The organism is Rhizobium sp. ZW T2_16, from assembly GCF_044987325.1.
Classification (GTDB): domain Bacteria; phylum Pseudomonadota; class Alphaproteobacteria; order Rhizobiales; family Rhizobiaceae; genus Neorhizobium; species Neorhizobium cellulosilyticum.
In genome coordinates, this window is record NZ_JBJDRG010000032.1 from 1 (window position 1) to 21,127 (window position 21,127).

Below are 21,127 nucleotides of genomic sequence, written 5' to 3' on the forward strand. Positions count from 1 at the left end.
TCGCGCTGCCTGAGCATACAAACCACAGCGATCTCGGCTCACGACCTTGATTGTCGGACGCTCTTGCAACCAAGATCTTGCGCTCTCGACGCTGCGGTCTTCCAAAACATCGACAACCGAATGACGCGCAAGATCATCCGACGCCGCTTTATGACGACCTCTGCGTCGCCATCAAGCCGGGGGAGCGCGTCGGGCTGGTCGGTCATTCGGGTTCTGGCAAGACGACCTTAGTCAAGCTCATCCCGCGCCTATACGACGTCAAGTCCGGTTCAATCCGGATCGACGGGCAGGACATCGCAAAGGTAACGCAGTCGAGCCTGCGCGGCCAAATCGCCATCGTCCAGCAGGAACCAATCCTGTTCCACCGCACGCTGGCCGAAAACATCGCCTATGGCCGGCCGGAGTCTTCAAGGAGGGAGATTGAGAACGCGGCGAGACAGGCAAGTGCCCACGACTTCATCATTAGCCTGCCGAATGGCTATGAGACGATGGTGGGTGAGCGTGGTGTGAAGCTGTCGGGTGGCGAGCGCCAGCGTGTCGCCATCGCCCGGGCGTTTCTGGCGGACGCGCCCGTGCTGATCCTCGACGAGGCGACCTCCAGCCTCGACAGCGAGAGCGAAATGCAGATACAGCAGGCCATGGAGCGCCTGATGGACGGCCGCACGACACTCGTGGTCGCCCACCGTTTGTCTACAGTGCGTGCCCTTGACCGCCTACTCGTCTTCGACAAGGGAACGATCGCCAAGGAAGGCGACCACCACGCCCTCATCCGCCGCAGCAACGGTATCTACCGCCGGCTTTTCGAGCGTCAGGCCCTGGAGCTTACAAAGGGCCTGGCAGTGTAAAGCCAACCGGTTCCGCCCCCCCCTCGTTCTTCGCCGGAGCATAAAGGGCGGGCGGCGCCTTGGGGGACGCGAACCTGCGACGCTGCTGGTCGGCTTCTACACTTTGGTCGGCCGGTTATTCACCGAAATGTGGCTACGCCGTGGAACCCCCTACGCGGTGACCGACAAGCACATCCTTATCGCAAGGGAGCTGCCCTTCCCACGGTTCACCGCGCTTGACATCGCCACATCCCCCAAATTGATCTTGTGGAGCGTGCCGACGGGAGTGGCACTAATGATCCGCTCCATCCTCCTCCACGCGACCAGAAGCTAAAGCGCTCAATTGCAAAGAAAGGTGACGCGTGCGCGCCCTGACCTGCATGAGGAACAGCGTCGCCGCCCGCCTTTGCGCGATGAACATCGAAGCAGGCGCCCTCAAAGGCGGTTCGAAGCTTGGCGGCGCAAAAGGGATGCTTCTTATCGACAGCACTCGCCCTATGTAGTGGGTCGATACGAACACCAAAAGAGGATCGAATGCCCGTAGCAGCGCCGCCATCTATAGGGTTCTACACATGGCTCGTTCCCATGAATGCACTTTACGGTGACGCCATATTCGCCAAACTTTACGGCATCGCACCTGAAGTGGTCAGCGCGGGCGTCGATGTTGAAGTGATCCTGGGCAAAATAATAGAAGAGGACAGGCACAGGATCGCTGGCAATGTCCGAAAAGCTATCTTGACAGGAGAATTATCCAGCGGAAGCTATCGGATCCTCCTACCCGATGGAAAACTGCGAACCCTGACATCGTTTGGAAGGTGCTTTCGGAATGAGTCTGGTGATGCGTCATTTTATTCTGGTGCAGTCATCGATACCCCGGCTTCTGGTCAAGCCCTCGGAAATGATCCCCTCGTCGCCCTTTGCCAGGCTGCGCTGAGCTTGGCGGAGCAGCGCGGAAATGAACTCACAGCCCGCTATCTGCTATCCGCTTTAAAATCGGTTGGACCAGGGTCACACTCGACTTCGGAAGATGGCTAACGCTGCGCGATCTTATTCCCGCTCCCTTCGGCTGAAATGCCTTGGGCGCTGCCCTCATTGTAGATCCGGTCAAGCACGTCAAGGAGCTTTCCGACGGCTTGGGAATTGCTGGAGTAATACACTGTCTGAGCATCACGGCGCGCAACCACGAGGCCCGCATGGCGAAGTTTAGCCAAATGTTGCGATAGGGCTGACTGGCTGAGCCCCACTTTCATTGCAAGAAGCGACACTGATATCTCATGTTGGGTTAGAACGCTGAGAATTAGGAGGCGTTTCGCGTTGGCCATTGCTCCCAGCAGTTCTGCCGACCTAGCCACTTCATGTTCTTGAGGGATATTTTTTAGCATTTTTTCTCTCCTGGTCGCATCAACTGAATCTAGGAAGTTGGCGAAGATTTGTCGCGGTGCTTCTAATGACCCGGTCGCACGGGTGATGCCCAGAGTGAAGTCGTACCGGAGGTCCGGAATGACACTCCCGCCGGTCGCGCAAGCCTTACTTCTGAAGATGCGGACTGACGGACGTCCGGCGGGCCTCTGGGAAGCATGGAAAGTGTCGGTATCTGCTATTTTAGAAATTGCCCTGCCTGCGCGCGCACGGCTCTCTTGAACTCCTTTATGATTGGACCGCTCTCTGACTGAGGCACCATCAAAGCTAAGCGGACAGTCGCGTCGGTCATGTCAGACAGCAAAAGCAGGGTGGTCTGGTAGTTTTCACGAATATCACGGAGCACAAAAGGCTCTGTCGCATCGAAGAAAGCTTTGTTCTTTGGCTACCGGTCTGTTTTGTCCCCTCTCAGATTGGCTATCCGCACCCCGCTGCGCTCTGCAGTGGGGTTTTCTTTTGCCGATGGAACTCGGTCGAGATCGCCCGGTTAGGCATGCATCGGTAATCATTGCTACCTACCGATCTCCAAGGCCCCTTGCCGTTGTCCCCCTCCGGCAGGGGGTTCCTGTCTTTAGATAGCCCGCTCCATTGCCGTGGTCGGGCTGTGGTACTCCCTGTCGCTGACCTCTACATCGGCGGCAGGGGTATCAGCCAAAAAAGTTGCTTAGCGAACGGAACCCCGAACAACAATCTCAGTTCGCTAAAGCGACAGTCATTCTAACGCAATGACTGTTCGGTGCCTCTCTGCCGCGCACCTCTCTCACCCCGCGCGGCAGAGAGCACTCCCCCGTAAATCAAGCGAGAACGTAAGCTTCGATCGCTGCGGATATGAACGCCTCCCGCGCAACTTCAGTCGGCACAGACCCTTGCGCTGCTTCTTTGCAGACGTTCATCGCGCGGCGATAGTGATCACCGCGTTCATGAGGCCACCGGTTTTGCAGATAATGCATCGCGTCAGACGCACTTTCGACAGGCTCCGATGAGCCGTGACCAATTCGCACGAGTACAGGCGCGCGCCATGGAGCGCTCGCGAGGATATCGACAGCCATGATTTGCTCCTATACTGCCGTCTTGCTCTTATTTTTAAGCAGATGCCGAATATTTGGGCGAATAGTGCGACTTGTCAAGAAACATGAGTGAATAACAGCTAAATTAGCCTAAGCCGGTTACCCGGAAGCAATTCGATTTGCTTCTTGCTCTCAGAATAATACAACGCGTTCAAAATCCGGTCTTGGCTGTACCCTGCTCCGATCATCGGAATACCGATGTCGAAGATGCTGATCGGCGTATCCGGCTTCGCGTTAAGCGCCCGCAACTGCTCAAGGACAGCTTCGATCGCCTCCATCACCGATCACGCTCAAACGATGGCGTCCAGCCACCAGCGGCACCATGGCTCAGATACAAGCTTGCCGTTTCCAGTTCAGCGCAAGATGTTCAGCATCTGCAACCACTGACCTAAGTGCCGCCAATGCGTTTCCGCCGAACGCATCAAGGATCATCTGAGCCTTGTCGATGTCGGCTTCAGCTTTTTCGATCTTCACAGCAGCAGACGTAACAGCCTCCAAAATAGGATTATGTTCCTGTTACGTTCTTATAGCGCGACGGAGTCAACATCGATTAAGGCAATCACATGTAAGCTATTGCAACTTCTCGCATCTTTTCGCTTACCCCAAACCTCTGGTAGGTTATGGCGAAAATGAGGCACCGCAGATGTACTTTACGGCATTCGAAGCGCTGGAACCAGCCGATCTCACAACACTCAAAGCCGTGCTGGAAGAAATTCGCTTGGATCGCGGCATCGTTGCGCCTGATCCAAGTTTGGACGAACTGGCACGCGATCTCGTCAATCTTTGGCTTGCCGGTTTTCGCGGCTCTTCAGAACTAAAGGCGATGATGAAGCCGCTAGATAACCACCTCGTTCAGTAGGTCGGGTTGTCTGCAGTCACGCTTTTTAGTGTTCTCTAGGTGGAAAGTGCTTTGAACCTCCATCAGGCCCGACCATTCGTCGCGTCTTTTTTTATTCGACAGTGCAAATACTGATAACCGCCGCCAACAACAGGCGAACATCCACAGCACCTACAGCGAATATTCACAGAACATACATTAAGGCTTACTCATCAGCGTAAATAATGGCGGCTGGATAAATATGCGTTTTAGAGGACGACGCATATTACTTGGATTTATCGCGGTGAGCCGTTCACCAGCGCCCACATCGGCAATCACGTCGGGTTCGTATATGTGCTGACCGACCGGATCAACGGCAAAAAGTACGTTGGCAAGAAGCAGTTCACATCGACCAAAACACTACCACCGCTGAAAGGCACTTCCCGCAAACGTAAGCGCGTCATGGAATCGGACTGGCAAAACTATTGCTCGTCATCGCCGGTCATCAAAGCGATAGTCGCAGATCACGGGCATTGACCGGTTCCATCGGGAGATCGTCCATCTGTGCCGGACATGGTGATGTGTCGGATCGCATCGAAGCATATTAAATCGCTTCGACTTACCACAGAACCGAACGCACAATAGTGGACAACGACGCGAGTTGTTCGGGCGTGTAGCTTCTAAATACGACCGCCGACACAATGAGCACCGATCGCGGAGCTATTGCGATCTTCACGTCGACGCCTTTTTTCCAGATGAGTTCCATGCCAGCCTCACTGCTGAAGAATGCTGACATTCCATATATTCTGACAAAATCCCGCAAGAAACACTAAATCTAGCTGCAACAACACATTTGTACCAATGCCGATCAACGCACCTAGCCCGATAAATACCGGCATGCTCCAATCCATCGCGCTCTATATTTTTGTCGGTTTCATTGCTGTAATCGGCATCATGGGCGGGTGCTGGGGGTATCAGTCCAGCCGGGATGCAGCCACGATCGACGTGCTGAAGGCGAACAACATCCGGCTCGAAGACGCGGTGTCGCTGAACGAGCGGACCATTCAGCAGATGATCTCCGATGCCCAAGTCCTTGCTGCTGCCAACGCTAAGCTATCCCGCGACATCATGAAATCCGAGATGGAACAGGCGGCAAGCTGGAATGCTATCAATACGCTCGACCTGGAGACCGATACCGGCGATGCGGCAGAGATTGAGGCGCGTGCAAACGATGCTTTCGCGGCGTCGATCGATGCGGTGAGGCGCATCACCACAAGGTGACCTAGTGCCGTATCCGATTACAAGAAATCAGCAGCCTGTCATCACCCATATGGCGCTTCCCGGCTCGCGTGTATGACGAAAGTAGCCAGAAACCGTTGCTGTCACTGACGAGTTCGTTCCGGACTAAGAGGTACGGCATCCGGTCGTAGGTTTCGTCTGTCTCGATAAATCGCTTCGCATCAGCCAACGACGGCATTTCAAGTGCAGAAGTTGTTGCCCCACCCACTCCACTAAGATCGTACTTCGTCTGATCGCCTTCGACACGGGCAAGGCTGAACCTCAAAGGGAACGACATCAGTGAAACGCAAACATCAGTTGCGTTACATGCCGCGATGGGATTGCACGACCACGGCGGCGGTCCCGGAGACATCGCAGCCGATGCCGATGTAGCCGAAGCTAGAAGAAAAGCGACCGCTCTCATTTTCATTGACGAATCCACCATCTACGAACATTCCGCCACCATAGCCCAAAGAAAAGCAGATAAACAAAAACCCGCTCAATGGCGCGCTTTTCTCGTTTCAGGCTATGGCTCGATAATCAGCCGATACGGCTCTCGATGACGTATTTCGCGATATCGGCACGGATTGCGTGAGGCACATACTCATCGGTCATCAGATCGTGCAGGGTTTTCAGAGCGTCGGTGCGAACCTTGGCTTCATCCACCGGCAGAACCGCGAACGGCTCAATCTCAGAGAAGTTTACGCCCTGTCGGCAATCCTTCCAGTCAACTGCCGTGCCCTCGCCTTTCACGCCATACTGGCACTGGAGGCGGAGACCATTGAAGGTGTCGCGGATCAGGTAAAGCTTGCCGTCGTAGCGCATCTGAAGGCGGATTTCCTACGATCGGCCGCTAAAGATCTTGGCTACCCACAACATATTCATATCCACGGATAAGATGGGCAGCTTGCTCGTCTTAAGCTCTTGATGAGAACAGAACCGTCGGCCGCTATGTTCGACGGCCCCCAAACAGCTGAAATAGTGATATTTTTATCATGACCGATCATCAGCATGGGTATTAAGGAATGTCGAAGATGTCCTTTTAGCCAACCGCCAGACGTGACGACGCCCTGAATGCCTTGAACTCATTCAGCGATTTAATCGAACGGCCGTCATCTATCGAGGCGAGGTCCAGAATAACGGCATTTGCGATGGTCATCGGCACCACGATCGATTGCGATTCACCCGGATCACCTCGAGAGACCAGGATTTGATGGTCGGGTGCCGGATCAATCCTTGTGCCTCCCACATCCGTCACAGCAAGTGTTTTTGCTCCCCGTTGCGCCGCGATATCGCGCACTTCCTGCATGAGCGGCGGCGCTCTTCGGAAGGCGAGCAGCCAGACGACATCCTGCGCAGACAAGGTGGACAGCATTTCGGTCAGCTGGTGCATCTGGCTGCTGAGATCCACCGCTTCGTAACCGGATCGGTTGAGGCGAAGGGCGATCAGAGACGACAGTGCCGCAAAATGCCCTCGCCCGAAGACGAAAATCCGACGACTGTCGCGAAGGCTTGTCGAGAATGCGCGAATATCCGCATCGGAGACACTGTTGCGCGCCTGCTGCAGAGCTGCGATCTCGCTGTCCAGTACCGATGCCAGCAAGCCATCGCTTTCGGCCTTCACTAGGCGTGCGGCCATGCGTGCGGCAGGGCTTTCGAAGTCGCCGCCGCCTTCAGTTAGGCTGGACTGCAGAAATCCACGAAATTCCGGATAACCCTTGAAGCCTAGGCGCCGTGCAAGCCTGACCGCCGAGGCCGGATGGACCCCTGCCCGCGAAGAGACATCCTTGCCGTTTTCCAGCGCAGCGCGGATCGGGTCCTGTATCAACACATCAAGCAGGCGCGTGTCGGCATCGGTCAATCGCGTCGAGTGACGGCTGATGAGATCGCTTAGCGCGAGCGGTGTATCCTGCTTGTCCATCGGATTCTCGAGGCTTGGCTATCGCTACGACTGCGTTGCAACCGGAAGATCAACACGGTCGCCATTCTCGCTATCGAAAAACAGCACGCGGTCAAGATCGAAAGCAATCCAGAATTGTTCGGTATTTTTCGGCAGGTCATGACGCGACGCGGACACCGTCAAGCGTCCAGCCGGGCTTTCGCAATGGAGAAGCATGTCGGCACCGGTCATCTCGGACAGTAGCAGACGCGCGGGGAGCGCTGTGTTGCTCGGCTTTGCACCATGCACGGAAAGAATTTCTGGGCGTAGTCCGGCTGTCAGGCCCGTTGGCCCATTCCAATCGGGAAGCATGTCGGCGGCGACGAAATTCATCGGCGGGCTGCCGAGGAAACTTGCCACGAAACGATTGGCTGGACGGTCGTAGATCACGTCCGGGCGATCGAACTGCAGAAGATGACCATCCTTCATGATCGCGATACGATCCGCCAGAGACAGGGCCTCCGTCTGGTCGTGGGTGACGTAGACCATGGTTGCACCGAGCTGCCGGTGAAGTTCCTTGATCTCGGTGCGCATGGTAATGCGAAGAGCATTGTCGAGATTGGAAAGCGGCTCGTCCATCAGGAAGATAGAGGCATTGCGGGCCATCGCCCGCCCCATAGCAACACGCTGACGCTGACCACCGGAAAGGGCTGCCGGCTTGCGGTCGAGATAGCTTTCGAGTTGCAGAGTTTTCGCGACACTCTGCGCCCGTTCGTTGCGCTCTGCTTTCTTCATGCCGCGCAGTTCCAGACCGAATGCAATATTTTCGCGCACCGTCATATGCGGATAAAGTGCGTAGTTCTGAAAGATCATGGCGATGTCGCGATCCTGTGGTGCCAGATCATTGGCACGGCGTCCACCGATCTCGATCGTGCCGTCTTCGCAGCGATCGAGCCCGGCGATAAGGCGCAACAGCGTGGACTTGCCGCAGCCGGACGGGCCGACGATCACCACGAATTCGCCCGGCTGAATATCGAGTGAGACGCCGTGCAGAACCTGGGGGCCGTTGACATAAGCCTTGCGAATATCACGCAGAGAAATCCCGCTCATACCGAGGCCTCCCCGCGATGCTCGGCACGGACGGCGATCGCAAGCGTCGGGCGATCGGTCGTAAAAACCTTCACGCCCAGATCGAGCGCCTTGGTGATCTGCGCTCGGCTGTGGGCCGCCCAGCAGCCGAAATCGAGGCCGGCGGCCTGCACCTTCGCCATCAGGTCCTCATCGGCGGTATCGATGTGGACACCGATCTCAGGAATGCCGTGGGCAATCGCCGCCTCGATGACAGCGTCCGGCCCCAGTTGCCGCAGGACCGACGGACTGACAAGCCAGAGCCTGGGACGGCTGCTCGCCTCGCCAATCTCGTCCATGGAGGCGACAAGGAAGGATGAAAACGTCGTGCGCTCCAGCATCGAATGACGCTTCAGTTCCGCAATGACGGGGGCAACAAAACCTTCATATGGAAGCCCGTCCGTGCCCGGTTTGATCTCGCAGCGGAAATTCACATGGCTGCCCGCATAAAGCGCACACAATTCCTCAAGCGTCATCGGGTGGCTGCCGGCACCATAACGGATCGTCGCCGCCTTGACCTCGGCCAGCGTCATGTTGGCGATGGCGCCTGTCATATCCGTCGTCGCATCGAGCGTGGCGTCATGATGGACGACAATCGCGCCGTCCGCCGTTGGGTGAAGATCGAACTCAACTTCTTCGAGCGCCATGGCGGCGGTGGCGGCAAATCCGTGAGGCGTGCTGTCGCCGAATTCCAGCGTACCCCCGCGATGGGATGCAATGCGTGTCATGTCAAAATATCCTGGATTACTTGACGGCGCCCATGGTGATGCCGCGCACGAGATGGCGCTCCACCAGAAGAAAACCGAGGAGAACGGGAAGAATGGTGATGGTCGATGCGGCCATGACCAGCGGCCAGTCGATCAGACCTTCACCGGGATTGATGCGGTACAGACGGGCCAGACCTATTTGCAGCGTATAAAGGTCCTGCTTGCCGACGGCGACCAGCGGCCAGATGTAGTTGTTCCATTCCGTGATGAAGATGTAGAGCGCCATGGAGGCAATGGCCGGGCGCGACAAAGGCACGATGATGCGCCACAAAACCTGCAGCGACGAGGCGCCGTCCATATAGGCCGCCTCATCCAGCGCCTTTGGAATGCCGCGAATATACTGGCGCAGGAAAAAGGCGGCAAAACCGTTGGAAATCGCCGGCAGGATGAGACCGGCATAACTGTCCAGCAACCCGACCTTGGCCAGTGTCAGATAGTTCGGAATGAGGCTGATATGGCTCGGGATCATCAAGGTCGCGACGGTGGCCGCGAACAGGAAATTGCCGCCCCGGAATGAATACCGCGCAAAAGCGTAGGCTGCCATGGTGGCGAAGGTGATGCCGATAAGCGTCACCAGTCCCGAGACGATCAGGCTGTTCAGCAGATAGCGGGCGAAATTGTATTGCCCGACCGCCCGCGCGTAATTGTCGAGGGTGAAGCCGAGTTCACCGGCATAGTAGGCGTCAACAGTCTGGAAAGACATCCAGATCGAATAGAGCACCGGCGACAGGAACAGCAGGCCGGCGACCAGCGCCAGCCCGGCAAGAATGGGGTTTTCAGGTTTCATAATGCACCTTCCGCCCGATGATGCGCGATTTCAGTATGGCGAGGCCAACCAGCAGGATGAACAGCAGCACCGCCAGTGCCGATCCACGGCCGATATCGAAAAGCACGAAGCCGATCTCATAAAGAAGGTTGACGAGCATGTCGGTTGCCCCTGCCGGCCCACCTTTCGTCATGACGTTGACGATCGTGAAAACCTGGAAGGCTTCGATCACCGAGATTACCAGAAGGAAATAGGTGGTCGGCATGACCAGCGGCATGGTAATGCGGCGAAACACATGCAGACGCTTGCCGCCATCGACGGCTGCCGCGTCATAAAGCTCGCGTGGAATTGCCTGCAGGCCGGCAATATAGATGACGATGTCATAGCCGATCTGTTTCCATGTGTTGACGAAGATCAGCACCCAGAGGGCCAGATGCGGATTTTGCAGCCACTGAACCTTGCCCAGGCCGAACGTGCCGAGCAACGCGTTGACCATGCCGTAGTCCGTTGAGAAAACCCACGAAAACACGACCGCGATAGAGACGGTGGATGTCACCGAGGGCAGAAACAACGCGCCGCGCAGCAGCCGCACATGCATGCTTTCCCGCACGAGATAGTTGGCAATCACCAGCGCAAGGCCGAGCCGGAGTGGCACCGAGAGGACGGCGAAGAGTGTCGTCACCCAGAGGGAATTCCACAGGTCTCGGGAGGCAAGCAACTGCTCGTAATTGCGAAAACCGACGAAGGGCATGTCGGGTGTTAGAAAATTCCATTCGCGAAAGCTCAGATTGATGCTGGCGAGAATGGGGATGTAGGTGAACAGCGCGATGAAGATCATCAGCGGTGCCACGAAAAGATAGGGCGTGAGTTTACGAAGCATGGTCATCATTGCACCGACAGTCGCCAGAAGCGTCTGCCGGTGCCCTTTTCAGAGAGGATCAGTGGCCGACGCGTTTTTCTTCAGCGCGGGTCTGCACTGCAAAGTCCTTCATCGTCTCTTCGACATTGCGCTGACCGAGCGCCATGGCTTCCCACATCTTGTATTCGGTGGTGCGCATCCAGGTGACAACGGTGGTGCGCGCACGACCATGGGCAACCGGCAGGGATTCGATTGCGACATCGATGCCCGGCTGGGTTGCAAGCGCTTCCTTGGCGACAGGGAGATCTGCGCTCTTCTTGTTGATCGGCAGGTAACCGGTGCCGGCAAACCACGTTGCATTGGCCTCAGGCGATGCGGCATAGCTGATGAACTTGTAGGCTGCGTCCTGCACGTCCTTTTCAGAAGTCGACATGATGCCGATGCCGGCGCCGCCGATCGGAACCGAGCAAGCCTTGTTGCACGGCATCGGACGGACGGCGAGACTGTCGCCGAGTGCCTTTTTCGAGCCGACATAATTGCCGGTCGAATTCATCATGATGCCGACCTTCTTGGCGAGGAAGGCGTCACGACCATTGTCTTCTTCAGTCACGCCATCCACTGATAGGCCTCGATCGTGTTGGGCTTGTCGAGAAGGATTTCGCCGGTCTTCGGGTCCACCATTTCACTGTCATTGGCCATGACAAGACCCCAACGTGCGAACTGGCCGGGTGCAGCAATGCCGGAAATGCCTTCCGAACTGAGCTTTTCGCTGATCGTCTTGGCGGCAGCACTGATGTCGGCAAACGTCTTCAGCGGCGTGTCGGCGGAAAGGCCCGCGCGCGCGAAGATATCCTTGTTGAAATAGAGGACCGGCGTCGAGGAATTGAACGGCACGACATAATTCTTGCCGTCGATAACGCCGACTTCGCGAGCATAATCGTACAGATCGGCCTTCAGCGGATCGGCATCGAAATAGGGCGTCAGATCTGTCAGCAGCTTGTTGTTGGCAAACAGGCCGTAACGCGTGACTTCGAGGATTACGGCATCGGGAGCGCGGCGCGCCGGGATGGCGGCCTGCAGCTTGGCGATGATGTCATTATAGCTGCCGACATATTCGGCCTCAATGTCGATGCCGGGGTTGGCGGTTTCAAAGCCGGCGATAATCTTGTCGAGCGCTTCGCCGTTTGACTTGTTGAAGCTATGCCAGAATTTCACCGTCGTCGCCGCTTCGGCCACGCCCATGTTGGCGAGCAGGGCAATCATGCTGGCCGCGATGGTAGTCTGCAATTTCTGTGACATCCGTATCTCCTGTGCAAACACAATTGCAATGACGGCGATCTAGCAATTGCAGGAGACAGTTTCGTGAAGGCCATGCGACGTTTTGATGACGGGTTTTTCTCCGCCTTGGCGCGTCTGGTGAACGGTGTCGGCCAGCACGTGAAGTAAAGGCGCAGAAACGGCTGGCAGACCAAGGCAACGGCCAATCTTGACATGATAAGGAATATTCCTTACATTCTACTACACCGATTTATGGAGGCCCGCCATGGGAGCCCTGCTGAAAGAAGAAAGCACCATCACCGCCAAGGGACAGACCACCGTGCCGAAGTCCGTTCGGCAGGCGCTGGGCGTTGACTATGGTGGACGCATTGCTTTTCTCATTGATGAGCACCACCGCGTCTATGTCCAGAAGGCCGAGATTGAAGAAACCGCCGATCCCGTGATCGACCGTTTTCTCGAATTTCTCGCACGGGACATGGCGAAGCAGCCCGAGAAATCAGTTCTTCCGTTCCCACAAGCCTTGCTCGACCGGGCTGTTGCCCTGACGGCGGGCATGACGGTCGATCTCGATGCCGAGATCGAGGGGGACGTTTCGATCTGATATGCCGACGATCAATGGCTGGACCGTCCTCGCACACCCTCTCTTTCTCGATCAATGGGAAAAGCTGATCGAGGCGGGCGACGCGCTCAAAGCGAAGAAACCGGACGATTATCAGAAATCCGCCGACGCTAAGTTGCTTGCGTCCTTGGTTCAGCTTGTCACCGTCAATGTGCCATCGGACCCGACAGCATCCATCTATCGACAAGGCGCGACTCTTGGCGATGACCGCAAGCACTGGTTTCGCGCCAAGTTCGGCAATGGTCGTTTCCGGCTCTTTTTCCGCTACAGCAGCACCAACAAGGTCATCATCTTCGCATGGGTGAACGACGAAAACAGCTTGCGGACCTACGGCTCCAAAACGGACTCTTATAAGGTCTTCAAGGGGATGCTGGATGACGGCAATCCGCCTGACGATTGGGACACGCTTCACAAGGAGGCTTCCGATCCCAAGGCCGTCGCACGGTTGGAAAAAGCCTCACCCTCGAATCAATAACAGACGCTGTTGAACGTACCTCGCCAAGCAGATGATCCGAGTTTCCCGGCACTGGTCCTGCCGCCCGTTGAAGCGGACGGAAAGTCCAACCTTTCGGCGGTGACATCACGATCCTGGGTGGTGGCGGTCCACGCATAGAGACTGGCGAGGCGTTGCGCACGCCAGGTCCGGGGATCGCCCAGACGGGAAGCGGTCGTGTCTTCGTCGTCGATTACGGAGGAACCGCCGCTCTGATGTCCGTTGTCAATGCTTTGGGCACGAGGAACCGACCGTCCAAACGAATGGCTGGTCATGACGATGATCGCGTATGGGTAGAGGCGGAACTCAGTGACGTCGGTGATTAAGCTCTGATGCGCGGGATGGCTACCGCGCTCCCGATTATGCGTCCGGGCTATTCCGATCTTACTGCGGGCGTGGTCGAATACCGGCCACGAAGCGTCTGACGGGTGTTCTCGGGGGGCGCTGATCCGCCCTGCCTACTTCAAGGCCACATAGGTCTGCGGATCGAGGGCGGCGGCTCGCACCGCGACCCGCCCGCCGGAGGCTTCCGCCAGGGTGGCCTTTAACCGGGTCCCGACGGCGATGACCTCGCGCGTCCGTTCCGGCTTCGGCAGGATGATGACTTCCAGATTGATGGCCGGCTGGTCGGGCAGGCCGTACACCGGCAGGATCGCCAGTTGGCAGTCCGAAACGTCGACCTGCAGATCCGCGCACAGCAGGTCGCGAATGGGCAGGAGCGTCTCCCTGATCGCATCGGAACGGTCGTTTCAGATTGTATGGTCAAAGTAGATCTTTACGTTGGGCATGATTCACATCCTTGGTTGAAACTGTTTGCCATGCGGCCTTTCAAAGCGGAGCGAGCACGAAGTCGAAAGTCGAGTGCCAGAGCGTGGGACCATCGACGAGGCGCTCGAAGGGCGCGACCAGCGTCTTCTTGACGCCGAACACCGTGTCGGATTCCAGATAGGCGTCATCGCCTACGAAGATGAGGGTGACGAGTTTCTGGAAGCCCGGTGCGGTGACTAGGTAATGCATATGCGCCGGCCGGTAAGCATGCCGCCCGAGATGGCCGAGCATGTACCCGACAGGCCCGTCGCCGGGGATCGGATAAGAAACCGGCTTGATGCCGATGAAGTTGTAGCGCCCGACGACGCCGGTGACGAAGATGCCGTGATTGTTCCATTTCGGCTGGATGTCCGGCTGCTGCACCTCATAGAAACCGTCGGCATTATCGGACCAGACGTCGATTCTGGCGCCTTCGACCGGATTGCCGTCAAGGTCGAGCACCGTGCCCTCATAGAAGCAGCTTTCTCCGTTGTCGTCGAGGCTGATGATGTCACCCATCTGCCGCACCGGGGCGCCTGCGACATGGAAGGGGCCGAAGACGGTGTTCTCGGTCGCGCCGGGCGGACGGTGATTATTGATCGCATTGACGAGCATCGAAAGGCCGAGCGTGTCGGAGAGCAGAAGGAACTCCTGTCGCTCGCCGCTGCAGATCTGGCCCGTGCGCGTCAGGAAATAGATACCATATTCCCACTCGCCCTGTGTCAGATTGATCTCCTTGGCAGAGGCGTGCAGGTGCTTGACGAGACAAGCCATGACTTCCCGTAAACGCGGGTCGATATCCTTGCCCTCCCCTCTCAGGCCCGCTGGAAAGGCAAAGGGAGAGATTTCCGGGTGCAAGAAAATTTTGGCGGTCAGGCAGGGGCCATTATAGGCGGCGGCGTTGCCCACTAAACGAGATGCGCCCCACATCCTTGATATGACCACAACGCTTCGACAGGTAAAAATGCCTGTCATCGCCGTGGAATGCCGCTTGTGTAAGCGCTCAGACGAACTCGAGCGAAAGATCCTTGTTCGCAAGCATGGCGCGGGGATTACCTTCGCTCGATTGCGGAGGATGGCCGCGATGGGCTGCGAAAGGCTGATCAGCGATGACGGTGACCAATGTCACACTTGCTTTCCCTGCCTCCAATCGCCAGTGCTTCCACCCGATCACTATTAAAGGGTCGGTCTCCCACCAGATTAAAGCGTCTGCCCGCTTGCCATGACGCTCACCCGCGCCAGATCCCAATCGATGTAAGGAGTATTGGGATGGCCGAAATCAACGACTGGTTGGATGATCGCATCCAGGAGATCATCAATTCACCTGGGTTTTATGAGAACAAGGCGGAGTTTCGCGATCAGGCAAAGGTCTTGGTCGAGAGCGGCCAGTCCGAGGGCTTTACAATTGCTGAGATCAAGGAAGCATGCGGCGGCGATGTCGAGCGATATCTGATTGATCAGCAACATGCGATGACTAACGTCGAGATGCAGCGGCGGACCGATGAGGCCCCATGAAGAAAAATCGGTAGGCTTGCCATGACGCATCGATTTCTGGTTGCAGGTCCGGATAAAGCAAAGACCACAATCCTCCTGGCTCATGGTGCCGGCGGTGCGATGGACACGCAGTGGATGGACGCCATCACACAGGCGCTGTCCGATCATGGATTGAAGATCATTCGGTTCGAGTTCGATTACATGGCATCGCGCCGAACCTCTTCAAAACGTCGGCCGCCCCCACGGGCAGAGCTTCTCCAAGACGAATTCAAGGCGGTCGTCTCGCAACTCGGCAAGCAGGGATCACTCGTCATAGGCGGGAAATCGATGGGCGGACGTGTTGCGAGCATGATCGCAGACGAGCTTTATAGAGAAGGAATGATCGTTGGATTGTTGTGCCTAGGCTATCCGTTTCATCCGACCGGAAAGCCCGAAAAGCTGCGCACGGCCCATCTCGCAGAGCTTTCGACGCCTACTCTCATCTGCCAGGGAACGCGGGATCCATTCGGATCGAAAGCGGAAGTTGCAGGCTATCAACTGAGTAACGCCATCCGGCTAAATTGGCTGGACGACGGAGACCACGATTTCAAACCACGCAAAGCGATTTCGGGTTTGACAGTCAAAGATCATATTACAACCGCGGCCCAAGATATCGCGACGTGGGCAGAGGCGCTTTCGCAGGGATAAGACTCTTCTCGGCGATCAACCGGAGTCCACTTGCGGCCAAGCGGAACAATCGCAATATTAGCCTCCGATCAATCACTTAGCGCGAGCTCATGACGCAAGACCCTTCGCCGTTTGAACGTTCACAACTTTCTGGCCGGTACACGGAAAGCGGCATCACCGTCATTGTCGAGATCTTTCGCCGTACCGGCAGTGACCACTGGCAAATGGAGGTCGCCAGCCTGGAAGAGCAGGTCACGGATTGGACCGATTCATTTGCGTCTGCCCAAGAGGCTTGGGAGGAATTCATCTATGTCATCAACACGGAAGGCATCGGTGTTTTCCTTTAACCGCATTAACGGTGAACATGACATTGGGAGATTCAGCTTTGATGATCGACAGCGATAAGAGGCGGAAGATCTTCGACCAGGTCCGCACCAAAGCGGAGGCCAGAGGAACACCGATTGACGGTGATCCCGAGTTCCTTGCTTGGGTGGAGCTATGGATTCGTGGCGAATTCGATATCTCCAGTCTTAGGTCGCGATATGACAAACTTGTACTGCATCGGGCACAGCGGAAGAGGGAGCCAGCAGCTTCCGTCCAGGAGATCAGCAACAGCTTTTTACCCGCTGCGGAGACCGATCAAGACGTTGTTGATGATGTTGGTGAAGACAGGCCGTCTTCTTCGGGCGCCTCTGATTGCTGAAGAAGTGGGGAGCGTCGTTGTTGAGTGCAGCGGTGTCACTCCAGGCTTCAACTGACAACGGCCTAAACCGGGCATTTCGCGTTAACTTTTCGGTTGTCAGAGATCGCGCGAATTGCCAACGTCCGCACATGTGGCTTCCTCGGGTTGGCGAACCAGATGCTAATCTAGATCCACCTGATACGGAACCAGGAGGAAGAGAGGATGGCTCTGGCTGAAGACCAGCAAAACTCGCAGAAACCGAACGTGTTGCAACACAGACAGTGGCGCCGCCTAGCGAAAAGCAGACGCGTGCTACTGCAAGATGTGCCGCAGCTTGTTTATCGCTCGATATGGGATAACATCACGCCGACCGCGCTTTTTTTTGGGACATGAAGTTCGATGCAGAGTTTTCGTAAAAGCCTACTCTTTCCGTTATTTCTGCTCGTCCTTGGTGTGGCCGCCTTTTTTCTCTGTCTCTACATTACCGACCATAATCCCGACGAGAAGCCGTTAACGCTCGTTCATTGGATAATTGGTGGCATGCTGATCGGACCAGGCTTCGGTTACCTCATTCACTGGCGAAAAATGCGGAATCAATTGAAACGATAGCTCGGCGAATTTTGCACTGGCATTGCAAGGGTCGGTTGCTATTGCATCAGTGTTTTTGGTACAAGCCAGTCCCATTAGCTGACTGTTTATAAGACTTTCGATAGCGGAGACTTATTAGGATCGGTCTATCGAAACAAGCCCAACCAGAGCGACGCGTGATAGATACTGACCGCCTTATCCTCCGCTTGCCAACGCTAGATGACTATCAGCCGACATTTGACATGTTCTCGCAGGAGCCAGTGTCGCGTCATATTGGCAAACTCAGCCGAGGCGACGTTTGGGCCAGGCTGTTGCGTGATGTCGGCCACTGGCAATTGATGCAATTTGGCCTGTTCTCCGTGATCGAGCGGGATAGCGGCGTTTATGTCGGCAAGGTGGGATTTGGCATGTTCGAACGCGATCTGGGGAGCCTCGCGCAGACCAACATCGAAATCTCTTGGACACTGAGAGCAGAGTTTCATGGACGTGGCTACGCTTTGGAAGCTGCGAGCGCGGCCCAGAGATGGTTCGACCAAAGACGAAAGCAGCACACGGCTTGTCTGATAGCGGTCGGAAATATCCCATCGATGCGCCTTGCCCAGCGCATGGGGTATCAGGAAATTGAACGGATAACGCGAGACAGGGGGGACGCCGTTATCCTCTTACGAGATCCTTCATGAGGAGTACCTTCTAGCACTTGGCCGTCGTGAAAGGATTCGAACTGACGACACGTGTCCTCGGTCAGCCAAGTGGTTGATTGAGTTCGATAACGTCACAATTGCAAAGCCTTCGCATGAAGCCCGTCAGAATCGCCTCGAAATTGCTATCGCCGTCTTGCTGTCGCTTCCGAAGATCTAGCAGAAGTATCGACCGCCTAATTGTATTGAGCGCGCAGCTTCGGAGGGATGGCCGCTTATGCTTGCTCAGCCCGTATCGTGTCTGCCAGTGTCACCAATTCGCTCGCTTCACCGTCAAGGCCATAGAACGCATAGGGGTTCAGGAACTGTCGTCCCCAAAAAAGCGCTCGATCCACTTCGCCCAGCTTTGCCTCAGCGCACAATGCCCGCCAATTATTTGCGATAGTCCGCAGTTGATGGCTGACGATCTCAATCGCCTGAGCCGGGCTCAAATGGAAGTGCGGCGCTGCGTTGAGACAGGTTACGATCTTGCTGCTTCTGTCCTGATCAACGATCAGCATCGCTTGGCCAACTTCCCCTCCTGCCCGCGGTTGCGGACAAACATCGTAGGCCGGTGTGAGCGTCAGCGACGAGTTATCCCAAAAAGCAGCGTGATTTCTGGCATGATCGTCTGTGTTGCCAACGAGAATATTGAAGCATAGACGCGAAAACAGCTCTCTCAATGTTTCAGGAACAGCTGTAAAGCGAATGCGTATCGTTTCCGCCAAGTCCTGATAGCTTGCATATCGCGCGTGCATTTCATCGAGCTCAAGCATGGTCAAGGCAGATACCATCGACCGGCGATACCAAGCGTTGCCCGCGTGGACTCGGTCAAAGCGCTGAACAAGCAACACGTCTTTCCCGGACGCGCGAACGATTTCTACCGGCGCCACGTTAAGTCCCGAAAGAGCTGCTAGGCGCATCGCGATGTATTCGCCCTTCACCACGCTATAAGTGTCGGAACTGCTCGAGAATTTTGCAATGAATTTACGTGCACCATCGTCGATTAGGGCTTTTGGCCTCGCCCCACCGATCGAACTGCCGTGATGGAGAGCTTGATCAAGTTCGGGGCTGAGAGGAAGATTTTTCTCAACTCGCTCTGCAGCGGTCAGAAGTTGATCAAGAGTGGCGTGGCCGGTCCCCCGGCCAATATAGTGTGTCGCCGATGCTTGGAAGTCGAGCGCCCCAATTCGGTCTGAGCCTGACTCAAGTAAAAATGTCAGTTCATCAAGATCCAGTCCATTCAACTCGCCGCCTTTCACGCCGAACGCGCGATTAAGAATAACACGACGTCCCCATGCATCGGGCGAAGCGTCGCGAATGGAGCTGGCCATTGAAAGACCATGGAGAGGTCTGATCTCGCCCGTTTCGAGCGGTAACTCCGGGAGATAAAGGGCAACCGAGCTCGGGTTTTCGAGATAAGATCGACCATAAACGAAGCTGATTTCGCCATTCATCACTGCAAGGCGACCGGCGACCACTGGATCGGGGCTTTCTGATCGCCACACCCATACGAACGCTTCTGTTGGCTGCGGCTTTTTAGAAGTCATTGTCGACCGCTGTCTGTTTTCGTGGACGCGCATACTTGGGTAGAAGCGTGAGGCGTTTTTGAAGGTCTTCGTTTCTGAACGTCATACCAGCAAGATCGTCGTCGAAAAGGCGAATGCCGAGAACGGTACATGCCTCAAAGGCAAGGCCCAGTTCCACCTTGGGATCTCCTTGTTCAAGCCGCTGAAGAGTTCCGCGTGTTATGCCGAGCCGGCCGGCAAGCTCCTGCGCCGTCATCGTGCGAGATTTACGTTCGAGCTGGATCATACTTCCCAGCACGCTAACCGCAGCAATCGTATATCGAGCATAGCTCTGTTTCTTCGTGGCCGGCATTGGTCGATCCATCAATCATATAGTGGCAATATGCGCTATGCATCGAGCTAATACAAACACTTTCGCAATGTTCACTAATCAAAGATGCATCAAACATATTCCCGCTATATGCGCCATGCATCGAACAACACTTCCATCAAAGATGCTAGGGCGTCGTCGTGGCGGATTGCTCGCGAGATCCAGCCAACCCCCTCACGCCTTGACGGGATGTGAACCTCCGACCTGCTACGTTTTCTAATTTAACATTTAAAACAGTAGTATCCCGCTGATGAAAGCGACAACACCTCTGGCTTACAGCATCGGCAGCCTCTTCGGTTTTAGGCCGAGCGGGAAGGCCAAATCGATCCGATTGAGTTCGTCATCGGTCAGCGGTAGCGAGCCAACACCCGCATTCTCACTCGCATGTTGGGGAGTGGAAGCTTTTGGGATAGCGAATAAGGATCGGTGCCGTACGAAGTATCTAAGCGCCACCTGTCGCGCCGTGGCCCGGTGGTTTGCGGCAATCTCCGCCAGCACGCAGCCGCGCGGTGATCGCGCGTCCGGGAAGCTCCCGTGGCCGAATGGGCTATAGGCAGCTGTGGCTACGCCATGCGCCTCACACCAGGGCAGCACGGCGTGCTCGATCGCTCGCTCCTCCAGACTATAGAGGACCTGGTTGCAAGCGATCAGACCCTGACCACCTGCTTTCCAGGCGTCCTCAAGGTCGGACACGTCGAAATTGCTCACCCCCACGATAGGATCTTGCCCTGCTCGCAAAGATGCTCGCGGCGAACGTCTCCTCAAGCGGATGTGGGCCGCGCCAGTGCAGGAGATAACAGTCGACCCGATCGGTGCGAAGGCGCGTGAGCGACCGCTCGCAGGCTGCTACCGTGCCGGCGCGCGAGGCGTTGCTCGGCACGACTTTAGAGACAAGGAAAACCTCATCCCGCCGGCCGGTGATCGTTTCGCCTACCACGACTTCGGCGTCGCCATACATCTCGGCGGTGTCAATATGGGTCATGCCAAGATCCAGACCGCGGCGGAGGGCGGCGATGGCAGTCGGCCGGTGCGCATCATCGATGTACCAGGTGCCTTGGCCGATCACCGGTACCTCGCGTGAGGTAAAACCAAACGGCTTTCGCTCAATGCCGTCCTGACT

Annotated in this window: 30 protein-coding genes and 3 pseudogenes; 13 read left to right on the forward strand and 20 right to left on the reverse strand. The window is 56.3% G+C overall.

The genetic code is table 11. The annotated features are described in order from the left end of the window. Positions 1 to 134: 134 nt before the first annotated feature. Both ACI3K0_RS28760 and ACI3K0_RS28765 read left to right on the forward strand, forming a co-directional pair. Positions 135 to 845 (forward strand): annotated as a pseudogene (locus tag ACI3K0_RS28760) (ABC transporter ATP-binding protein); the annotation flags it as partial. Positions 846 to 1,409: 564 nt separating this feature from the next. Beyond that, on the forward strand, positions 1,410 to 1,859 hold the full coding sequence (locus ACI3K0_RS28765) for a PAS domain-containing protein (protein ID WP_404946821.1): 450 nt from the start codon (positions 1,410 to 1,412) through the stop codon (positions 1,857 to 1,859). On the opposite strand, the gene ACI3K0_RS28770 is transcribed toward ACI3K0_RS28765, so the two are convergent. The 5 genes and pseudogenes from ACI3K0_RS28770 to ACI3K0_RS28790 form a co-directional block, all read right to left on the reverse strand. Continuing rightward, positions 1,856 to 2,206: a metalloregulator ArsR/SmtB family transcription factor gene (locus tag ACI3K0_RS28770; RefSeq protein WP_183687583.1), complete on the reverse strand. Its 351-nt coding sequence runs from the start codon at positions 2,204 to 2,206 to the stop codon at positions 1,856 to 1,858. The two genes, ACI3K0_RS28765 and ACI3K0_RS28770, sit on opposite strands and share 4 nt — an antisense overlap. A gap of 215 nt (positions 2,207 to 2,421) precedes the next feature. Further along, positions 2,422 to 2,604 (reverse strand): annotated as a pseudogene (locus ACI3K0_RS28775) (TetR/AcrR family transcriptional regulator); the annotation flags it as partial. A gap of 433 nt (positions 2,605 to 3,037) precedes the next feature. Further along, positions 3,038 to 3,292 carry a DUF982 domain-containing protein gene (locus tag ACI3K0_RS28780; RefSeq protein ID WP_183687587.1) on the reverse strand — a complete coding sequence of 85 codons (255 nt, stop codon included), beginning with the start codon at positions 3,290 to 3,292 and terminating at the stop codon, positions 3,038 to 3,040. Positions 3,293 to 3,390: 98 nt separating this feature from the next. Continuing rightward, positions 3,391 to 3,588 (reverse strand): hypothetical protein, encoded by a 198-nt coding sequence (locus ACI3K0_RS28785; protein ID WP_404946822.1) that lies wholly within the window; start codon positions 3,586 to 3,588, stop codon positions 3,391 to 3,393. Between the two features lie 49 nt (positions 3,589 to 3,637). Beyond that, positions 3,638 to 3,808 (reverse strand): hypothetical protein, encoded by a 171-nt coding sequence (locus tag ACI3K0_RS28790; RefSeq protein WP_404946823.1) that lies wholly within the window; start codon positions 3,806 to 3,808, stop codon positions 3,638 to 3,640. A 145-nt stretch (positions 3,809 to 3,953) separates the two neighbouring features. On the opposite strand from ACI3K0_RS28790, the gene ACI3K0_RS28795 reads away from it, so the two are divergent. The 3 genes from ACI3K0_RS28795 to ACI3K0_RS28805 all read left to right on the forward strand — a co-directional run bounded on the left by ACI3K0_RS28795 (position 3,954) and on the right by ACI3K0_RS28805 (position 5,408). Continuing rightward, positions 3,954 to 4,169, forward strand: a complete 216-nt coding sequence (locus tag ACI3K0_RS28795) for a hypothetical protein (RefSeq protein WP_183687593.1) — start codon at positions 3,954 to 3,956, stop codon at positions 4,167 to 4,169. A 252-nt stretch (positions 4,170 to 4,421) separates the two neighbouring features. Continuing rightward, complete coding sequence (locus tag ACI3K0_RS28800; protein WP_353654286.1) at positions 4,422 to 4,664, forward strand: hypothetical protein; 243 nt, start codon at positions 4,422 to 4,424, stop codon at positions 4,662 to 4,664. A gap of 360 nt (positions 4,665 to 5,024) precedes the next feature. Beyond that, entirely contained in the window at positions 5,025 to 5,408 is a 384-nt protein-coding gene (locus tag ACI3K0_RS28805) for a hypothetical protein (protein ID WP_404946824.1), read from the forward strand. A 320-nt stretch (positions 5,409 to 5,728) separates the two neighbouring features. Here ACI3K0_RS28805 and ACI3K0_RS28810 read toward each other — a convergent pair whose 3' ends face one another. The 9 genes from ACI3K0_RS28810 to ACI3K0_RS28850 form a co-directional block, all read right to left on the reverse strand. Beyond that, on the reverse strand, positions 5,729 to 5,908 hold the full coding sequence (locus tag ACI3K0_RS28810) for a hypothetical protein (RefSeq protein ID WP_404946825.1): 180 nt from the start codon (positions 5,906 to 5,908) through the stop codon (positions 5,729 to 5,731). 37 nt (positions 5,909 to 5,945) lie between these two features. Continuing rightward, positions 5,946 to 6,230, reverse strand: a complete 285-nt coding sequence (locus ACI3K0_RS28815) for a hypothetical protein (protein ID WP_183687599.1) — start codon at positions 6,228 to 6,230, stop codon at positions 5,946 to 5,948. Between the two features lie 217 nt (positions 6,231 to 6,447). Next, positions 6,448 to 7,326: a MurR/RpiR family transcriptional regulator gene (locus ACI3K0_RS28820; RefSeq protein ID WP_404946826.1), complete on the reverse strand. Its 879-nt coding sequence runs from the start codon at positions 7,324 to 7,326 to the stop codon at positions 6,448 to 6,450. A 24-nt stretch (positions 7,327 to 7,350) separates the two neighbouring features. Continuing rightward, positions 7,351 to 8,394 (reverse strand): ABC transporter ATP-binding protein, encoded by a 1,044-nt coding sequence (locus ACI3K0_RS28825; RefSeq protein ID WP_404946827.1) that lies wholly within the window; start codon positions 8,392 to 8,394, stop codon positions 7,351 to 7,353. Continuing rightward, on the reverse strand, positions 8,391 to 9,140 hold the full coding sequence (locus ACI3K0_RS28830; protein ID WP_206829152.1) for a glycerophosphodiester phosphodiesterase family protein: 750 nt from the start codon (positions 9,138 to 9,140) through the stop codon (positions 8,391 to 8,393). The genes ACI3K0_RS28825 and ACI3K0_RS28830 overlap by 4 nt, the downstream gene beginning before the upstream one ends. A 16-nt stretch (positions 9,141 to 9,156) precedes the next feature. Next, on the reverse strand, positions 9,157 to 9,966 hold the full coding sequence (locus ACI3K0_RS28835) for a carbohydrate ABC transporter permease (protein ID WP_206829153.1): 810 nt from the start codon (positions 9,964 to 9,966) through the stop codon (positions 9,157 to 9,159). Next, positions 9,956 to 10,825, reverse strand: a complete 870-nt coding sequence (locus ACI3K0_RS28840) for a carbohydrate ABC transporter permease (protein ID WP_404946840.1) — start codon at positions 10,823 to 10,825, stop codon at positions 9,956 to 9,958. The genes ACI3K0_RS28835 and ACI3K0_RS28840 overlap by 11 nt, the downstream gene beginning before the upstream one ends. Positions 10,826 to 10,883: 58 nt before the next feature. Then, on the reverse strand, positions 10,884 to 11,414 hold the full coding sequence (locus ACI3K0_RS28845) for an extracellular solute-binding protein (RefSeq protein ID WP_404946828.1): 531 nt from the start codon (positions 11,412 to 11,414) through the stop codon (positions 10,884 to 10,886). Further along, positions 11,411 to 12,103, reverse strand: a complete 693-nt coding sequence (locus ACI3K0_RS28850) for an extracellular solute-binding protein (RefSeq protein WP_404946829.1) — start codon at positions 12,101 to 12,103, stop codon at positions 11,411 to 11,413. Before ACI3K0_RS28850 ends, ACI3K0_RS28845 begins: the two co-directional genes overlap by 4 nt. A gap of 244 nt (positions 12,104 to 12,347) precedes the next feature. Between ACI3K0_RS28850 and ACI3K0_RS28855 the strand changes: the two genes are divergently transcribed. Further along, positions 12,348 to 12,683 carry a type II toxin-antitoxin system PrlF family antitoxin gene (locus ACI3K0_RS28855; RefSeq protein WP_183687605.1) on the forward strand — a complete coding sequence of 112 codons (336 nt, stop codon included), beginning with the start codon at positions 12,348 to 12,350 and terminating at the stop codon, positions 12,681 to 12,683. Position 12,684: 1 nt separating this feature from the next. After that, positions 12,685 to 13,176 (forward strand): type II toxin-antitoxin system YhaV family toxin, encoded by a 492-nt coding sequence (locus ACI3K0_RS28860; protein WP_404946830.1) that lies wholly within the window; start codon positions 12,685 to 12,687, stop codon positions 13,174 to 13,176. 476 nt (positions 13,177 to 13,652) lie between these two features. Here ACI3K0_RS28860 and ACI3K0_RS28865 read toward each other — a convergent pair whose 3' ends face one another. The 3 genes from ACI3K0_RS28865 to ACI3K0_RS28875 all read right to left on the reverse strand — a co-directional run bounded on the left by ACI3K0_RS28865 (position 13,653) and on the right by ACI3K0_RS28875 (position 15,130). Beyond that, entirely contained in the window at positions 13,653 to 13,838 is a 186-nt protein-coding gene (locus ACI3K0_RS28865; RefSeq protein WP_206829159.1) for a hypothetical protein, read from the reverse strand. A gap of 184 nt (positions 13,839 to 14,022) precedes the next feature. Beyond that, positions 14,023 to 14,859, reverse strand: a complete 837-nt coding sequence (locus tag ACI3K0_RS28870) for a dioxygenase (protein ID WP_404946841.1) — start codon at positions 14,857 to 14,859, stop codon at positions 14,023 to 14,025. A 145-nt stretch (positions 14,860 to 15,004) separates the two neighbouring features. Next, positions 15,005 to 15,130: a hypothetical protein gene (locus tag ACI3K0_RS28875; protein ID WP_353654284.1), complete on the reverse strand. Its 126-nt coding sequence runs from the start codon at positions 15,128 to 15,130 to the stop codon at positions 15,005 to 15,007. 140 nt (positions 15,131 to 15,270) lie between these two features. On the opposite strand from ACI3K0_RS28875, the gene ACI3K0_RS28880 reads away from it, so the two are divergent. The 6 genes from ACI3K0_RS28880 to ACI3K0_RS28905 all read left to right on the forward strand — a co-directional run bounded on the left by ACI3K0_RS28880 (position 15,271) and on the right by ACI3K0_RS28905 (position 18,111). Further along, positions 15,271 to 15,516, forward strand: coding sequence for a hypothetical protein (locus ACI3K0_RS28880; RefSeq protein WP_404946831.1), 246 nt, complete (start codon positions 15,271 to 15,273; stop codon positions 15,514 to 15,516). A gap of 21 nt (positions 15,517 to 15,537) precedes the next feature. After that, the gene (locus ACI3K0_RS28885; RefSeq protein ID WP_206829163.1) at positions 15,538 to 16,182 is read left to right on the forward strand and encodes an alpha/beta family hydrolase; all 645 of its coding nucleotides are present in this window, start codon (positions 15,538 to 15,540) and stop codon (positions 16,180 to 16,182) included. A gap of 89 nt (positions 16,183 to 16,271) precedes the next feature. Next, positions 16,272 to 16,508, forward strand: coding sequence for a hypothetical protein (locus tag ACI3K0_RS28890; RefSeq protein ID WP_404946832.1), 237 nt, complete (start codon positions 16,272 to 16,274; stop codon positions 16,506 to 16,508). 41 nt (positions 16,509 to 16,549) lie between these two features. After that, entirely contained in the window at positions 16,550 to 16,864 is a 315-nt protein-coding gene (locus ACI3K0_RS28895) for a hypothetical protein (RefSeq protein WP_206829164.1), read from the forward strand. 201 nt (positions 16,865 to 17,065) lie between these two features. After that, entirely contained in the window at positions 17,066 to 17,236 is a 171-nt protein-coding gene (locus tag ACI3K0_RS28900; protein WP_404946833.1) for a hypothetical protein, read from the forward strand. A 371-nt stretch (positions 17,237 to 17,607) separates the two neighbouring features. Next, positions 17,608 to 18,111 (forward strand): GNAT family N-acetyltransferase, encoded by a 504-nt coding sequence (locus ACI3K0_RS28905; RefSeq protein WP_183687617.1) that lies wholly within the window; start codon positions 17,608 to 17,610, stop codon positions 18,109 to 18,111. A gap of 233 nt (positions 18,112 to 18,344) precedes the next feature. Here ACI3K0_RS28905 and ACI3K0_RS28910 read toward each other — a convergent pair whose 3' ends face one another. From ACI3K0_RS28910 to ACI3K0_RS28920, 3 genes and pseudogenes are all read right to left on the reverse strand, one after another. Beyond that, positions 18,345 to 19,658 carry a type II toxin-antitoxin system HipA family toxin gene (locus ACI3K0_RS28910; protein ID WP_404946834.1) on the reverse strand — a complete coding sequence of 438 codons (1,314 nt, stop codon included), beginning with the start codon at positions 19,656 to 19,658 and terminating at the stop codon, positions 18,345 to 18,347. Then, the gene (locus ACI3K0_RS28915) at positions 19,648 to 19,989 is read right to left on the reverse strand and encodes a helix-turn-helix transcriptional regulator (RefSeq protein ID WP_183688308.1); all 342 of its coding nucleotides are present in this window, start codon (positions 19,987 to 19,989) and stop codon (positions 19,648 to 19,650) included. The genes ACI3K0_RS28910 and ACI3K0_RS28915 overlap by 11 nt, the downstream gene beginning before the upstream one ends. Positions 19,990 to 20,280: 291 nt before the next feature. Continuing rightward, a pseudogene (locus ACI3K0_RS28920) lies at positions 20,281 to 21,115 on the reverse strand (aldo/keto reductase). Positions 21,116 to 21,127: the final 12 nt, after the last annotated feature.

Excerpts from the sequence above, each read along its gene's own strand:
- ACI3K0_RS28855 (WP_183687605.1), top strand. The coding sequence starts at position 12,348 with ATGGGAGCCCTGCTGAAAGAAGAAAGCACCATCACCGCCAAGGGACAG.
- ACI3K0_RS28915 (WP_183688308.1), bottom strand. The coding sequence starts at position 19,989 with ATGCCGGCCACGAAGAAACAGAGCTATGCTCGATATACGATTGCTGCG.
- ACI3K0_RS28840 (WP_404946840.1), bottom strand. The coding sequence starts at position 10,825 with ATGCTTCGTAAACTCACGCCCTATCTTTTCGTGGCACCGCTGATGATC.
- ACI3K0_RS28890 (WP_404946832.1), top strand. The coding sequence starts at position 16,272 with ATGACGCAAGACCCTTCGCCGTTTGAACGTTCACAACTTTCTGGCCGG.
- ACI3K0_RS28895 (WP_206829164.1), top strand. The coding sequence starts at position 16,550 with ATGATCGACAGCGATAAGAGGCGGAAGATCTTCGACCAGGTCCGCACC.
- ACI3K0_RS28770 (WP_183687583.1), bottom strand. The coding sequence starts at position 2,206 with ATGCTAAAAAATATCCCTCAAGAACATGAAGTGGCTAGGTCGGCAGAA.
- ACI3K0_RS28830 (WP_206829152.1), bottom strand. The coding sequence starts at position 9,140 with ATGACACGCATTGCATCCCATCGCGGGGGTACGCTGGAATTCGGCGAC.
- ACI3K0_RS28850 (WP_404946829.1), bottom strand. The coding sequence starts at position 12,103 with ATGTCACAGAAATTGCAGACTACCATCGCGGCCAGCATGATTGCCCTG.
- ACI3K0_RS28835 (WP_206829153.1), bottom strand. The coding sequence starts at position 9,966 with ATGAAACCTGAAAACCCCATTCTTGCCGGGCTGGCGCTGGTCGCCGGC.
- ACI3K0_RS28795 (WP_183687593.1), top strand. The coding sequence starts at position 3,954 with ATGTACTTTACGGCATTCGAAGCGCTGGAACCAGCCGATCTCACAACA.
- ACI3K0_RS28900 (WP_404946833.1), top strand. The coding sequence starts at position 17,066 with ATGGCTCTGGCTGAAGACCAGCAAAACTCGCAGAAACCGAACGTGTTG.
- ACI3K0_RS28910 (WP_404946834.1), bottom strand. The coding sequence starts at position 19,658 with ATGACTTCTAAAAAGCCGCAGCCAACAGAAGCGTTCGTATGGGTGTGG.
- ACI3K0_RS28815 (WP_183687599.1), bottom strand. The coding sequence starts at position 6,230 with ATGCGCTACGACGGCAAGCTTTACCTGATCCGCGACACCTTCAATGGT.
- ACI3K0_RS28780 (WP_183687587.1), bottom strand. The coding sequence starts at position 3,292 with ATGGCTGTCGATATCCTCGCGAGCGCTCCATGGCGCGCGCCTGTACTC.
- ACI3K0_RS28820 (WP_404946826.1), bottom strand. The coding sequence starts at position 7,326 with ATGGACAAGCAGGATACACCGCTCGCGCTAAGCGATCTCATCAGCCGT.
- ACI3K0_RS28805 (WP_404946824.1), top strand. The coding sequence starts at position 5,025 with ATGCTCCAATCCATCGCGCTCTATATTTTTGTCGGTTTCATTGCTGTA.
- ACI3K0_RS28765 (WP_404946821.1), top strand. The coding sequence starts at position 1,410 with ATGAATGCACTTTACGGTGACGCCATATTCGCCAAACTTTACGGCATC.
- ACI3K0_RS28785 (WP_404946822.1), bottom strand. The coding sequence starts at position 3,588 with ATGGAGGCGATCGAAGCTGTCCTTGAGCAGTTGCGGGCGCTTAACGCG.
- ACI3K0_RS28825 (WP_404946827.1), bottom strand. The coding sequence starts at position 8,394 with ATGAGCGGGATTTCTCTGCGTGATATTCGCAAGGCTTATGTCAACGGC.
- ACI3K0_RS28880 (WP_404946831.1), top strand. The coding sequence starts at position 15,271 with ATGGCCGAAATCAACGACTGGTTGGATGATCGCATCCAGGAGATCATC.
- ACI3K0_RS28885 (WP_206829163.1), top strand. The coding sequence starts at position 15,538 with ATGACGCATCGATTTCTGGTTGCAGGTCCGGATAAAGCAAAGACCACA.
- ACI3K0_RS28860 (WP_404946830.1), top strand. The coding sequence starts at position 12,685 with ATGCCGACGATCAATGGCTGGACCGTCCTCGCACACCCTCTCTTTCTC.